We start from the raw sequence: 14,956 nt of genomic DNA, 5'->3' as shown, positions 1-14,956 counted from the left end.
AGTTATGCTGGTACGGTCATTGATTTAACTTTAACAATAGCTTGTTCTATATCTTCAATAAGATCTTTTATCTCCTCAATGCCAAGTGAAAACCGTATCAACGAATCTTTGATTCCTTGTTTCTCCCTATCTTCTGGACTCATTAAGGCATGTGATGTTTTTGTAGGTGAAAGTACAGTGCTTTCAATACCCGCCAAACTCATTGATGGTTTTATGAGTTTCAACTGCTTGAAAAACTCTGAAACATCAATTTCTGGGTTTAGCTCAAAAGACAACATTCCCCCAAAACCATTCATTTGTGACTTTGCAAGTTCATGGTCCGGATGGGATTTAAGTCCTGGGTAGAACACCTTTTCCACATCGTTGTTGGCAGCTAAATAATTTGCCATTTCCATCGCATTTTCATTTTGCGCTTTTACCCGCAATCCCATGGTCTTGATACTCCTTTCCAACAACCAAACAGTATAATCGCTCAAACTTCCACCGAAACAGATAGCTGTGGAAAATATCTTATCCACATTTTCTTGGGATGAAGATACTGTACCGGCACAAATATCGGAATGCCCACCCATGTATTTGGTCGCACTATGACAAATTACATCTATGCCAAAATCCGCGGGATTCTGGTTTACCGGACTTGCAAATGTATTGTCTATCATAGACAGTATGCCATGCTTTTTGGCCAAATCTGCAATCCCCTTTAAATCGGTAACGGTCAACAATGGATTTGAAGGAGTCTCAATATAAATCACCTTGGTGTTATTCTGGATTTCCCTTTCAAAATCTTCAACCTTCCAACCGGTTGTAAAGGAATAGGATATTCCGAATTTCTCAAATTGGGATACAGCAAAATTATAGGTGCCTCCGTAGAGTGTTTGTTGCAATACAATATGATCCCCTGCCTGAAGGAAAGTCATTAAAGCTGTGCTGATAGCAGCCATCCCGCTACCAAAAATGAGAGCAGCCTCGGAATGTTCCAAGGCTGCAATTTTTTTGCACAACGCCTCCTGATTAGGGGTGTTGAAATATCTTGGATAACGCTTTACATCTACATCTTCAAATGCATATGATGTAGTCATATACAACGGGGACACTGCTCCTTTGAACTTTGTATCCTCCACCCCACCGAAGTGGGTACATATGGTATTTATTCCTTTTTCGGTGTTGCTCATTATGGCAAATTTTAAAGCTAAAGATACGAAACCACCTATACTTGAACACGCTTCCAGTTTCCTTTTTTAAACCATATTATGGCCATTACCGCCAACAGCACTTCAGCCGAGGTTATAGCGATAAAAACACCTATAGCTCCCCAATCCAGCACCAGGGCCGAAACATAGGCTACCGGCAATTGGAACAGCCAAAATGAGATGAAATTAATCTTTGTTGGGGTCCTGGTATCCCCTGCCCCATTGAAGGCTTGCGTAACAACCATTCCATAGGCATAGAATATATAACCCGCTGCAATTATCTGAAGGCATAGTGCTCCATTTTCCACAACACTAGGGGTATTGTTGAACCATGAAACTATTGACTTAGCAAAAAATAAATAAGCCAAGGAAACCAATCCCATAAAATAGGCATTGTACTTTCCTGTTTTCCAAACAGAAATCTCTGCTCTATCCGGCTTTTGCGCTCCAAGATTTTGGCCAACCAAAGTGGCCGCGGCATTGCTCATTCCCCAAGATGGCATTAAGGTGAACATGATAACCCTAATCGCAATGGTATATCCTGCCAATACTTCACTACCAAATTCCGACATAATTCGCATCAGGAAAACCCAGCTGGAAGTTCCAATCAAAAACTGGGCAATTCCACCCAATGAAACTTTAATCAGATTGACCATGACCTTAATATTCAAGGCAAGGTCTTTGGCAACAAGTTTGATCTTGCTCCAACCGAAAAACAAGATTCCAAGTTGAAACAACACAGCAGTACCTCTACCAATATTGGTTGCAATGGCGGCACCCATCACTCCGTATTCTGGAATTGGGCCCCAGCCAAAAATGAAAATGGGATCAAGAATAATGTTGAGACCATTGGAAAGCACCAAAGTCCACATGGCAATAGATGCATCTCCAGCTCCCCGGAATATGGCATTGATCAAAAACAGTAACATGATGGTAATGTTTCCACCAATGAGCAGCTTGGTATATCCGTATCCTTCTTCTATGAGGTCAGGTTCCCCTCCCATCAAGGCCAATATGTCTTTCGCAAACAAAATCCCTACTATACCAAGAACAATGGAAATCAAAATTCCCAGGCCAATGGCCTGTACAGCTGCAATTCTTGCGCCTTGAACATCTTTTTCGCCAATTCTACGGGCAACAACAGCAGTGGCGGCCATGCTCAAGCCAATGGCCAAGGCATAAATCAGGGTGATCACGGATTCTGTTAAACCAATAGTGGCAACGGCATTCACGCTTACTTTGGAAACATAGGCAATGTCAACCAGCGCAAAAATGGATTCCATCAGCATTTCCAAAATCATTGGAATGGAAAGCATGAATATAGCCTTACGAATGCTTCCAGAGGTGAATTCGGTTTCCTTTCCGGTAACAGCTATCCAGAAATAATTAATTAATTTTTTAAAAGAATATGTATTTGAGTTTGTCATTATAAAAGAACTATGTGTGAGAAAAGAGTGTAAATGTCACAAGTCCGAAAGAAGTGCTTTCGGTTACTTTTTTGGCTTAAAGCCAATGGTGACATCTATTGCGTACATAATTCTATAACTTCATAATGGCGCAAATATGGGATTTTTTTTGAAGACGGGGTTATTTTCCGTAATTATTTAACATAATTGACCCGGTATCTCCAAAGACTTATTCCGCCTAAAATAAACACTCCCAATAGGGCATACCATACAAAAGACGGTGTGATAACTTGATCTCCACTAGCATAGCTATGAAGGCCAACCAAATAAAAATTGACTCCGAAATAAGTCATCATAATACTACCAAAGGCAATGATACTAGCAAAACTGAACGTCCATTTACTTCGTAATCCAGGAACTAGACGCATATGCAACACAAAAGCATATACCATGATTGAAATCAATGCCCAGGTCTCTTTGGGGTCCCAGCCCCAATATCTTCCCCAACTTTCATTGGCCCATTGCCCACCTAAAAAGTTACCTATGGTAAGCATAACCAATCCTGCAGTTAAAGCCAATTCATTTATAATGGTTAACTCTCGTAGATTCAGCTCCATTCGTGCTTTGTTCTTTTTGGTGGTCAAAATGATAAGTAATAAAGAAACAACCCCGAGAATCATCCCCACTGTTAAGGGGCCGTAACTACCTACAATCACTGCAACATGAATCATCAACCAATAACTGTCCAATACAGGAACAAGGTTTGCAATAGCTGGATCAACCCAACTTTGGTGGGCCACAGCCAATAACAGTGATGCTCCAAAAGCACCACAGGCCACCGCAAACTCACTTTTCTTCACAAAAGCCAAACTAATGCCTACCGTAGCCCAAGCAACATAGAGAATACTTTCATAAGCATCACTCCACGGAGCATGTCCAGAAATATACCATCGCATGACCAAACCGGCAGTGTGCCAAATAAAGAACAGTACTATGGTTCCTTTTAAGAGGTAAACCGCTGCATCCAATACCTTTCTTTTCTTAAAAATTTGAAGTATCAGAATAAAAAACAACACTACTCCAACCAAAGCGTAATACATATACAAACGATTAAAAATATCGAGCTTGTTATATAATATTTCTGCCTTAATCTTTTTTTCATCCGGTAAGACCTCTGCTCCGTGATTTTTTTGATTTTGTTTAAAAGCTTCCAACAATTTATCGGGTTGCGAATAATCGTCTGATGCTATGGAAGTTTTTAATGTCCCGAGATAATAGGGCATTGCATTCTTTATGAAATTGGAATACAATGAATCGGAAACCTGATATTGTCCGGAGCGATATTCTATTGCCGAAATCCATTTGTTGTTTTCATCGTTCAACAATGGAAATATTTTTATGATCTGTCCGCTAAGGGCAATGTCCAATAGGCTTAATCTTTCAAAAACCTTTTTAAAATCTTTTTCAAAGTTTGATGGATTGGTTGTGGATGTGGCTTTTTCGACATAAGACCTCATCTTAAAATTGCCTTTGGAATCGAAAAAATCGGTAGCCTTTACATATTTGGTTCCTTTAGGAACACCTATGATATTCCGAATACTGTCGTTCTCTCTTTTGGCCAATGTTATGAACTCCGTATTGTACCACACTCCAGGATTCATCATCATAGACAAAAACACCTGATTGGCGGTTAGGCCGTTATAGGTGCTTTTTCCACTTAATTTGCGCAAAACCTCAGATGCGAAGGTATGAATGGGTTTCATCCGACCGCCTTCATCCTGAATCACCAGTGCTCCAAATTTTTCCGCATGTTCCTCGGATACAATACTGGACATAATTATGGAATCGACCTGGGCCGTTGTTGGCAAGTTGGCATGCTCATGTCCATCTGTTGCTTCTTCTTGGGCCAAGGCAAAACCTGTAACCATGAAAATTGCCAAAGACAATGTCGCTTTTTTAATCTTTACCTTTTCAAGCGCCTGTTGTAAATCCCGGAAACGTGTCTTTCCAAAAAACATGATTCCCATTAAACCAATATAAAGCAAGAAATAGCCAATATAGGTTATCCATGTGCCCCAAAAGTCGTGGTTTACGGATAAAACAGTTCCCTTTTCATCTGGATGAAAGCTGGATTGAAAAAATCGATATCCTTGATGATCGAGAACATGGTTCATATAAATGTCATAATCAAAAGGACGTTCATCATCCACGGTAATCCTGCTCATGAAGGAGGCATAGCCTGTTTCTGTTCCGGGATATTTTTCCGCAATGAAATCATTTAATCGAATCCCAAATGGTAGTTCGTACACTTTGGAACCATAGCTTAATGAAAAATCCAGTCCGCCAACTTTGATTTTGTCTGAATAATTGGATGTTCCCTTACCTCCCAATAATTTTTGTTCAATGGTTTCCCCGTTGACTGAAATTGAAACAACCAATGCATCTTGGGTAGCTTCTGTAACTTCATTTTCAGGAACCTTTACAATGCCATAACTTCCCTTAACTACACGTTCAGGAATAACAAACTGCATTCCGGCCATGGTGTAAAGTGATCTTAATTGTAGCGTTTGAAGACTATCGTTTACAACCTCACCTTGAAATTGGTCCGCCATACGCATAAAAGCTCCTTGAAAAGGTGATTTTATTTGATAGCTGTCTGCATCGGCAAAAATGTTAATAGCTCCCGGGGTTTCCTTGTTCAGTGCGAACAACACATTATGAATGCTGGCCACTTTTCCGTTTTCCAAATAATGCTCGTGACGCTGTCCATCTCCAGCTTCGACAATTTTTAAGTATTCCTGCCCATTTTCATCCGGAATCAATCCCTCTTCGGCACCGTCAATAAAATCGACATAGGAAATGGTAAAAGCTTGTCCATTAAAATCAGATTTCCAGGGAAGGCTGGAACGCTTCCCCTCGGCGGTAACAATCAAATCGTCTTCCAAGACCTTACGCTTGGTTTCATCATTGATTTCCCCGTCGACAAAAGCAGTGAGGTATGTTTTATCGGAATAAAAACGCTTTTCCACGTTTCCTTCTCGTATGGGCATCATTCCTTCATAGCTGATATAACGGGTGACAAATGCGCCAACAATTATCAATATCCAAGATAAGTGAAGGGTAAGCACGGGCCATTTATTCCAGTTTAAAAGTCGGTACCGAAAAATGTTTCCGATAAAGTTGATCATAAAAAAGACCATGATCACCTCAAACCAGGTGGTATTATAAATATAGATTCTGGCGGTTTCGGTGCTGTACCAACTTTCCACAAAGGTTCCAAATGCCATCGCTGTTGCGAAAACTAAAAAAAGGACGGCCATTAATCGTGTTGAGAACAGGGTTTTGGAAAGTTTTTCCAGCATAACAGGAAGTCTAGTTAAAAGGCCACAAAGGTAGCTACTAAATGGTTAAAATCCATATAATCCCCCTCCCGATTTATATGGGTCATAAAAGGAAAGAACAGAATGTCCGCATATTTTTAGGATGCCAGCAGTTAGAGTGGCAGTAGTATGAGTTCAAAATAAAAATTGTCCCTTTAAGAGTTCCGCCCTGAGGCCCAAACACTCCTAAAAGGGACAATTGGAAGACATCATTACTTTCTATTTCATAGCTGCAATTTTCTTCCCTTCATAGTGCACTTAGATATGCTTTTAAATCACTTTTTTGTCTAGTGTTCAAACGAAGATTAAAATGATTGTTATAGTGATCTATTACTTCATCCAAATTGGCAAACCTGCCATCGTGGAAAAATCCGCCTTTGGCTTTTGCAAAGAGGCCACGAAGTGGCGGGGTTCTATATTTACCGGTGGGCGATCTATCAGCTTCGAAGCCATCAATGCCAATTTCTTCTGGCAAGTGAAGTTCATCATCACTAAAAACCGGAGCCGGATGGCAGCCCACACATTTTGCTTTGTGTTCAAATATTTTTTTTCCACGGATGGCTGCTTTTACATCAAAACTACCTGCTTCAGGTTCTGGTGCCAAAAGTGAAAGCTGGTACTCGCGAAGCGCCTCCAGTTTTGGGCCCACTAAATCCTCATCGACCATGACATCAAAAGCTCCTCTTTTAACAGCTATCGGAAATTGGACTGGATCATTTAATCTTGGATCTGCAAAATTACCTTGCCCTCCCATCTCTAAAACTGCAACAAACCTATTCCAATAGGTGATATCTCCCCATCCCGTATAGGTTGCCTTTTCAAGACCCTGAAGTCCATGTGCCGGTGGAATAAGGTTGGCCGCGATTGATCCATCTGGTTTGGTGGCCTTGCCATCTATTAGCAGAGCTGCTGGAAAACGACCAGGGCCCCATGCATTCAATACCGAATTCAATGTAGCCACGTCAACCTCAAGCAAATCGGCCAACGGAGCATTATCCGTAATTCCTATGATGGCTCCTACATTAAGGTCTCGATTTGGCCATCCGTCCAGTCTTTTTCCAATTCCTGAAGTAAAAGAATCGTCTACAGTAGAATGGCAAAGTGCACAGGAAATTCCCATAGATATTAAGTCGCCAGCATCATTGAAATTGCCCTTCACCCCAACTACCGCATTAAGACTCAACAGAGCAGCGGTCGTGGCTGGATCATCTAGGTCTACATCTCCAGATGCGATTGCATCCAATATATTTTGTGGTAGGGCATCTACATCAACCTTGAGTCCCACAGCCAAAGCCGTATTAGGACTTACTCCTGGTCCAAACCCTCCATTGTTCTCTCCTAAAACTGCCTTGTCAAGTTTGAGTACGCCACTCCAAAAGGATTCATCTCCAAAGGTGTCGAACCTAAAAATATCCTGGCCTTTAGCAACCAAAGTGGGGTTCAAATCCAACTCAATCGGTGGTGGAATGATCAACTCCCTAATGTCAGGGCCATTATCTCCTTTGAAGCATCTTACAAACAACACTAAAACTGCCAAAAGCAGCAATGGGGCAAGTATTTTTTTCGTTTTCATAACAGATAGATTTTTTGAGGTTTCAACAATAAATGGCTTTGATGCCATTCAATTGAACCATGAGCAAACAAAAACTGGTTGCATGTGTTATGCTCTGCTTCTATCTTTTGATAGGAAACAAGATAAAAGGTTACAAAATTCGAGAAGTTTTTACAGGCTGATGGATGTATATCTATTGAAGTATAGCTGCCATTACCTTATCAGTTATGTTATCGCATCGGCTAAAACCAAATCCAAACACATCTTCTTTGTTGTTTGTTAGCTCATAAAGCTTTTCTTTTAATGTGTTTTTGGCTCTATGCAAACGAACTTTTACATTGGATTTGGAAATTTTTAGACAGTCCGAAATATCATTGATTGACATTTCTTCAATTTCTTTGAGGATATAAACTGTCCTATATTTTGTATCCAAAGAATCTATGGCATTTTCCAAAAGTTGTTTTGCCTCGTTTCTTATGATACGCTTTTCGGGATTTAATTGACTTTTATCGGGTATTTCCAAAATAGTATTTTGTTTAGCTTCAAAAGGTCGTTGGTAGAGATGAACAACCCTATCTTTTTCTTTTAATCGCGCAAGCACTTCATTGATTCCAATTCGAATCAACCAGGTTCCATAAGCGGAGGAATGCTTAAACTGATACAATTTCTCGAATGCCTTTAAATACGTATTCTGCATTATATCCTCAACCTCCGATTCATCTTTTATATAACTACGGATTACCCTGAAGAGTTTCTGGTTGTTCCTTCTCAAAAGTATTTCATACAATTCCCTCTCTCCGGATAGAATACGTTTAATAATCTCGGATTCAGGTAGTTTATGATGCTTAAAATTGCTTATTTGAATTGGTTCCATTGCTCCTGCTTTGCCTTTAGATGCAGTTTTAATCAAATAGTTACAAAATTTTGTAACCTTTTTGGTACTCCCTTATCTAAAATTAAAACTTAAAATTATGGAGTCAAATATTACATTGGTAAAATCCGTGTTAAAGTATACCTACGGTTTAGTCCCAATTATTGCCGGACTGGACAAGTTCACTAACCTGTTGACCGACTGGGGACAATATGTTTCGGCTGGGTTTTCAGATATGCTCCCTTTGGAAGCAGGAACTTTTATGATGATTGTAGGGGTCATCGAAATCATTGCTGGAATTCTTGTCTTCGTTAAACCAAAAGTTGGCGCATTGGTTGTAATGTCTTGGTTGATTGCAATCGCTTTAGTCCTGGTTTTTAGTGGCAAATACATTGATGTAGCGGTTAGAGATTTGGTAATGGCCGTAGGCGCATTTGCTTTGGCCAAACTGTATAGTCCCGAAGCTACCTAAAGATAATTTAACAGAGCAACTTCTTTCTATCCAACTAGTTATCAGTATCTTAATTAATTAAAAAAACAAATCCTATGAAAATGAACAGAAAAAGTTTTATCAAAAAAGCTGCAGGGGCCATGCTCGTGGCCGTGCCTGCGTATTCGATTTTAGGTTGCTCAAATGATGACAGTGCCAATGGAGATCCCAACATTGATCCCAGTGCGCGTGATTGTTCCGAAAATGGTGCCAATGCGATTACAATTACCAGTAACCATGGTCACACGCTTCTTGTATCAAAAGAAGATGTCGCTGCCGGGGTGGAAAAAGAATATTCCATTCAAGGAGGTTCTGGGCATGATCACAAGGTTAAACTTACCACAAGTCATTTTAACTCGTTGCAAAGCAACAGTCAGATTACGGTGGAGTCTACTACCGGAAATGCCCATAGGCATGATGTTACTGTAGCTTGTGCCTGAGCAATTCCTGTTTAAAACTGAATCAGCCACCTAAATTAGGTGGCTTTTCTTTTATCCATTTGTTTCCTGTTGGCTATTTTTGATTCATGTATTCCGTAATCCTTCTTGGAACAGGCAATTTGGCCCAACATCTATTTGATGCTTTTATCTCCGCACCAAATGTTAAGATTGAACAAGTTTATGGTAGAAATGCCGAAAAACTAAAACGATTTCAGCCGCAAGTTGCAACCTGCTCGATTCCTTCAGAAATTAAAGATGCTGATGTCTATATTATAGCTGTAAAGGACGATGCCATTGTGCAGGTTGCAGAGCATCTTTCGTCAAAAAAGGGAATTGTTGTCCATACATCTGGAGCCAAGGAGATGGATTGCATTCCAATACCGAATAGAGGCGTGTTCTACCCTCTTCAAACATTTACAGAAGGTAAACCATTGGATTTTAAGGACATACCTGTCTGTCTAGAAGTAAAGCAAGATTCATCGTTACAACTTTTGCAAGCCCTAGCGCAGGAAGTCTCTGGAAGAGTTTATCAGATTGATTCAGAACAACGCAAAAAACTACACCTCGCAGCGGTGTTTGTAAACAATTTCACAAATCATCTTTATCATATTGGAGAGGATATTTGTCAAAAAGAGGGGCTTTCGTTTTCGCTTTTGCAACCTTTGATTCAGGAAACTGCAAAAAAAATTCTAGAGATATCCCCTATTGAAGCACAAACAGGACCCGCTCGAAGAGGAGATGACCAAAGTATAAAAAGTCATTTGAGTTTATTGAAAAACCAAAAACATGTCGAACTTTACACATTGTTCAGTGAAGCCATAAAAAAAGTCTATGAAGAAAAATTATAAAGAGCTATTAAGTGAAATAACCACCTTTGTCTTTGATGTGGACGGGGTATTTACCGATGGCTCGGTACTGATTACAACTGATGGTGAAATGCTTCGTAAAATGAATGTCAAAGATGGTTATGCGGTTAAAACTGCCCTTCAAAAAGGCTATAATATCTGCGTAATTTCTGGTGGCACCAATGCGGGGGTCAAGGAACGCTTAAAAGGTCTTGGCGTTACCGATATTTATTTGGGCGCCCATCACAAAGAAGAACCTTTGGATGAGTATTTGGATATTCACAATATTGAAACCAAAAATGTATTGTACATGGGTGATGACCTTCCTGACATCCCTGCGATGAAAAAAGTGGCACTTGCTGCATCCCCTCAAAACGCAGTGGCCGAGGTTAAAACTATTTCTGACTACGTTTCCCATAAAAATGGTGGTGACGGATGTGTTCGTGATATCATTGAGCAGGTATTGAAGGTTCGTGGTGATTGGAATGATAATTTCAGTGCTAAAAATGACTGAAAGCAATCCGTTAAAAGAAAAGCTAAAAGGATATAAGCTTATTCTTGGTTCCGGTTCGCCCCGAAGAAAACAATTTCTGGAAGATTTAGGACTTGATTTTGAAGTTAGGCCCAAATCTGTTGATGAAGTCTATCCGGAAGACTTAAAAGGCGAGCAAATTTCCATGTATTTGGCTAAACTAAAAGCCACCCCATTCAAACAAGAACTTCAGGAGAACGAGATTGTGCTCACCTCCGATACCGTGGTTTGGTTTAAAAATGAATCCCTGGCCAAGGCTTCCAATGCCAACGAGGCGTACCAGATGCTACGCAAATTGTCGGGAGACTGGCACGAAGTGATAACATCGGTGTGTTTCACAACTTCGACTTCCCAAAAAACGGTAAGCGCAATCACATTTGTGAAGTTTATGGATTTTAGTGATGAAGAAATCAATCATTATATAAACAGATGCCAACCTTATGACAAAGCTGGAGCCTATGGCATTCAAGAATGGATTGGAATGATCGGCATTTCCGAAATAAAAGGCTCTTATACCAATGTGGTCGGACTACCTACCCATTTAGTTTACAAAACGTTAATGCATATGGTTTCCTAGTGCCGTATGTGTAACTTTACTAAAACTCTTAAGGCATGAAAAAGGTTTTCCGAATTGAACTTATCGCAGTTGGTTTATTGTTGATTGTTTCCTCAATAACTTCGTGTATTGAGGAAAGTAAGGCATCCAGCAAAAAAATGGCCCTAAATGATGAACCCATCATCACCAAGGCCGTTAAACCGAAAAAACAACTTTCTGAGGATTTCAAAAAATATTGGTATAGCGGCAAAGCCGAAATCACATCGTACAAATTGGAACAGGCAAGGTATGGTCAGATTCGAGATGGCCACTCGGTTTTGATTTATGTCACAGAGCCCTTTTTACCAGAAAAGCAGGTGAAGGCAGACCGAAGCAATCCAGAAAATGTGAACGTCTTAAAATTGAATTCCACAAAAAAATACCTCACCGGTATTTATCCATATTCAGTGATGGGGAGCACTTTTTATCCCGTTTATGATAATCAACATGCCTTAAAAACTAGTTTATCTGTCCAAGAATGGTGTGGACATGTGTATTCCCAGATTAACAACAGGGAGGATTTTGAATTTACCTCCCATTCCTATTTTGAAAGCGAAGCGGACCAAAATGTTTCTCTTGAAAAAGACCTCTTGGAAAATGAAATCTGGAACAAAATCAGAATCAACCCAACGGATTTGCCAACCGGAAACCTCAAAATGATTCCTTCACTTGAATACGCAAGACTTCGTCATGCAGAACTTAAGGCATATAGTGCTACGGCAAATTTGTCGACAAAAAGTGGCATGAGCAGTTATACAATCACCTATCCTGATCTTGAAAGAAGCTTGACCATAAATTTCACTTCGGAATTTCCATTTACCATTGAAAGTTGGACCGAGGAATTTAAAAGTGGTTTTGGCCCAAAAGCGAAGCTGTTGACCACCCGCGCTACAAAGTTAAAATCCATAAAGACTGCATATTGGGGGCAAAATGGAAATGATGATGTTGTCTTGCGAGACAGTTTGGGGCTAAATTAGCCTTGCGATGTCTTAAATGTACCCTGTTAAAGATGTTCTAAATAGCATCCGGTCTGGTTTGAATCTTTCTATATTTGGTGCAACCACTAAAAACAATTGTATGCGAAACTTTTGGGTCAGTGTACTGACTTTAACTGCCGTCGTTTCAAATTCCTTAGCCCAAAGGCCAAACAAGCCCTCTTCCACAGAAATTCATCATAACCTTCAAAAATTGAACTTTTTGGGCACTGCACTGTACATTGCTGCCCATCCCGATGACGAAAACACAAGGCTTATTTCCTACTTGTCCAATCACGACAAAGCAAGAACAGCCTATTTATCCATAACCCGAGGAGATGGTGGACAAAATTTGATTGGTTCCGAACTAAGGGAACTTTTGGGGGTACTTCGAACCCAAGAACTCTTGGCTGCGCGAAGGGTTGACGGGGGCGAACAGTGGTTTACCCGTGCGAACGACTTCGGCTATTCTAAGCACCCGAATGAAACATTGCGGATTTGGGACAAGGAAAAAGTGCTTGGCGATGTGGTTTGGGCCATCAGAAATCTAAAACCCGATGTGATTGTCAACCGATTTGATCATAGAACTCCCGGTTCTACCCATGGCCATCATACCTCATCAGCAATGTTAAGCGTAGAAGCTTTTGATTTGGCCAACAATCCCAATGCCTACCCACAACAACTACAACTTACAGATACTTGGCAGCCCAAAAGAGTGTTTTTCAATACCTCTTGGTGGTTTTATGGAAGCCGCGAAAATTTTGAGAAAGCCGATAAATCCAAAATGATCAAAATGGATGTTGGTGTTTATTATCCCGAATTGGGACTTTCCAACAATGAAATAGCATCAATGGCCAGTAGTCAGCACCTTTGCCAGGGCTTTGGGCGGGTAACTACAAGAGGTTCGCAAGATGAATATGTAGAATTATTGAAGGGAGATCTCCCTTCAGGAAGTAATTTATTTGATGGCATTGATACTTCGTGGTCACGCATCAAAGGAGGAAAAGCCATTGGTGATATTTTGTATGAGGTTGAGAATAATTTTGATTTTACCAATCCATCCACACATATTCCCGAGTTGGTAAAGGCTTATCAATTGCTTCAAAATGTTGAGGATGCACATTGGAAAAATTTTAAATCCGAGGAATTGCGATCCATTATTTTGGATTGTGCAGGTCTTTATCTGGAGGCCAACGCAGCATCTGCCTCCACTACCCTAAATGGGGATGTCAAAATAAACATTGAAGCCTTGAACAGAAGTGCTCAATCCATCACTCTAAAAGAGATAAAACTGGCGGACACTGATTCGAAACTCAGTCCAAACAAAGTTTTGGGTAACAATAGTAAAGAGAATATCGAATTGGAATTTACTGTGCCGCAGTCAACATCTAACTCTGGCCCGTATTGGCTAAGCAATGCAGGAAGTCTGGGCATGTATACCGTGGATAATCAAAATATGATTGGCAAACCGGAAACACCAAGTGCTTTTTTCGCAGAATTCATTTTGAATTTTAATGGTGTTGATATTGCATTCAAAAAACCGGTAATCCACCGCTATTCAAAACCGGATAAAGGTGAGTTGTACGAACCTTTTGTTGTACTTCCTGAAGCAACATCTTCCATTGTTGAAAAAGTATTGATTTTTTCCGATTCAAAAGCAAAGGATGTTTTGGTAAATGTTAAGGCAGGCAAGAACAATGTTTCGGGTGAAGTCACATTGAAGCATCCTGCTGGATGGAGTATTTCGCCAAAAAGGATTCCTTTTACAATCGAACAAAAGGGACAAGAACAATCCGTAATCTTTAAGGTTACACCTCCTGTTGAGGACAGCGAAGGCAAAATTTCTCCTATAGTTCACATTGATAGCAAAACTCACAACAAAGAGCTTATTGAAATTGCCTATGACCATATTCCAAAACAATCTATTTTGCTTCCTTCAGAGGCTAAGGTTGTTCGAATGAACATTCAAAAATCGGGAGAACATATCGGTTATATAATGGGAGCTGGAGACAAGGTTCCAGAAAGCCTTGAACAAATCGGATATCAGGTGCATGCTATTGACCCCAAAGATATTCAAACTGGCTCTTTGGATAAATATGATGCCATTGTTGTAGGTATTCGGGCGTACAATGTTGTAGAAGATTTAAAGTTTAAGCAACCCGTTTTGTTTGATTACGTCTCAAATGGGGGAAATATGATTGTTCAATATAACACAGCGGGACGATGGAGCAAGCAATTTGAGAACATCGCTCCCCATTCCTTAACACTTTCAAGAGACCGTGTAACCGATGAAACCGCCAAAGTGAGCATTGTTGCCAATGACCATTCACTTGTGAATTTTCCTAACACTATAAATGAATCCGATTTTGATGGGTGGGTACAAGAAAGAGGGCTTTATTTTCCTAAAGAGTGGAGTCCGGAATTTACACCAATTTTATCCATGGGCGATGAAGGAGAATCCGAAACTGAAGGCAGTTTGTTGGTCGCACCATATGGTGACGGTCACTACATATATACCGGTTTAAGCTTTTTCAGGGAATTGCCTGCAGGAGTATCAGGAGCTTATAAACTTTTTGCAAACATGCTTTCTATAGGAAAGAGCGAGGTAAAATCAGAAAGTAATGTCAAAGGATAATATGGAAAATAAGATGATCTGGAAGAAGGAATACTCCATTGTACTC

At 40.2% G+C, this 14,956-nt stretch carries 12 protein-coding genes; 7 read left to right on the top strand and 5 right to left on the bottom strand.

From position 1 onward, the window contains the following. Positions 1-2 precede the first annotated feature (2 nt). The 5 genes from IAG46_RS01350 to IAG46_RS01330 form a co-directional block, all read right to left on the bottom strand. Complete coding sequence (locus tag IAG46_RS01350; protein WP_190808523.1) at positions 3-1,172, bottom strand: PLP-dependent aspartate aminotransferase family protein; 1,170 nt, start codon at positions 1,170-1,172, stop codon at positions 3-5. Between the two features lie 35 nt (positions 1,173-1,207). Next, positions 1,208-2,617, bottom strand: a complete 1,410-nt coding sequence (locus IAG46_RS01345) for an MATE family efflux transporter (protein ID WP_190808522.1) — start codon at positions 2,615-2,617, stop codon at positions 1,208-1,210. 173 nt (positions 2,618-2,790) lie between these two features. After that, positions 2,791-5,958, bottom strand: a complete 3,168-nt coding sequence (gene ccsA / locus IAG46_RS01340; protein WP_190808521.1) for a cytochrome c biogenesis protein CcsA — start codon at positions 5,956-5,958, stop codon at positions 2,791-2,793. 265 nt (positions 5,959-6,223) lie between these two features. Beyond that, entirely contained in the window at positions 6,224-7,549 is a 1,326-nt protein-coding gene (locus IAG46_RS01335; RefSeq protein WP_190808520.1) for a hypothetical protein, read from the bottom strand. Between the two features lie 172 nt (positions 7,550-7,721). Beyond that, positions 7,722-8,438, bottom strand: a complete 717-nt coding sequence (locus tag IAG46_RS01330; RefSeq protein ID WP_223826541.1) for an RNA polymerase sigma factor — start codon at positions 8,436-8,438, stop codon at positions 7,722-7,724. A gap of 61 nt (positions 8,439-8,499) precedes the next feature. Here IAG46_RS01330 and IAG46_RS01325 point away from each other — a divergent pair, with 61 nt between their 5' ends. The 7 genes from IAG46_RS01325 to IAG46_RS01295 all read left to right on the top strand — a co-directional run bounded on the left by IAG46_RS01325 (position 8,500) and on the right by IAG46_RS01295 (position 14,910). Then, on the top strand, positions 8,500-8,871 hold the full coding sequence (locus IAG46_RS01325; protein ID WP_190808519.1) for a hypothetical protein: 372 nt from the start codon (positions 8,500-8,502) through the stop codon (positions 8,869-8,871). Between the two features lie 80 nt (positions 8,872-8,951). Next, a complete protein-coding gene (locus IAG46_RS01320) occupies positions 8,952-9,329 on the top strand; it encodes a hypothetical protein (RefSeq protein ID WP_190808518.1) in 378 nt (125 codons plus the stop codon). Positions 9,330-9,415: 86 nt separating this feature from the next. After that, entirely contained in the window at positions 9,416-10,177 is a 762-nt protein-coding gene (locus IAG46_RS01315) for a Rossmann-like and DUF2520 domain-containing protein (protein WP_190808517.1), read from the top strand. Further along, positions 10,161-10,688, top strand: coding sequence for an HAD family hydrolase (locus IAG46_RS01310; RefSeq protein WP_190808516.1), 528 nt, complete (start codon positions 10,161-10,163; stop codon positions 10,686-10,688). The genes IAG46_RS01315 and IAG46_RS01310 overlap by 17 nt, the downstream gene beginning before the upstream one ends. Beyond that, complete coding sequence (locus tag IAG46_RS01305) at positions 10,681-11,283, top strand: Maf family nucleotide pyrophosphatase (protein WP_223826540.1); 603 nt, start codon at positions 10,681-10,683, stop codon at positions 11,281-11,283. Before IAG46_RS01310 ends, IAG46_RS01305 begins: the two co-directional genes overlap by 8 nt. A 35-nt stretch (positions 11,284-11,318) precedes the next feature. Then, complete coding sequence (locus tag IAG46_RS01300; protein ID WP_190808514.1) at positions 11,319-12,278, top strand: septum formation inhibitor Maf; 960 nt, start codon at positions 11,319-11,321, stop codon at positions 12,276-12,278. Between the two features lie 100 nt (positions 12,279-12,378). Further along, on the top strand, positions 12,379-14,910 hold the full coding sequence (locus IAG46_RS01295; protein ID WP_190808513.1) for a PIG-L family deacetylase: 2,532 nt from the start codon (positions 12,379-12,381) through the stop codon (positions 14,908-14,910). Positions 14,911-14,956: the final 46 nt, after the last annotated feature.

Origin of the sequence: Flagellimonas sp. S3867, assembly GCF_014698935.1 — a bacterium.
GTDB lineage: Bacteria > Bacteroidota > Bacteroidia > Flavobacteriales > Flavobacteriaceae > Flagellimonas.
This window is presented reverse-complemented; position numbering and strand designations above follow the sequence as displayed.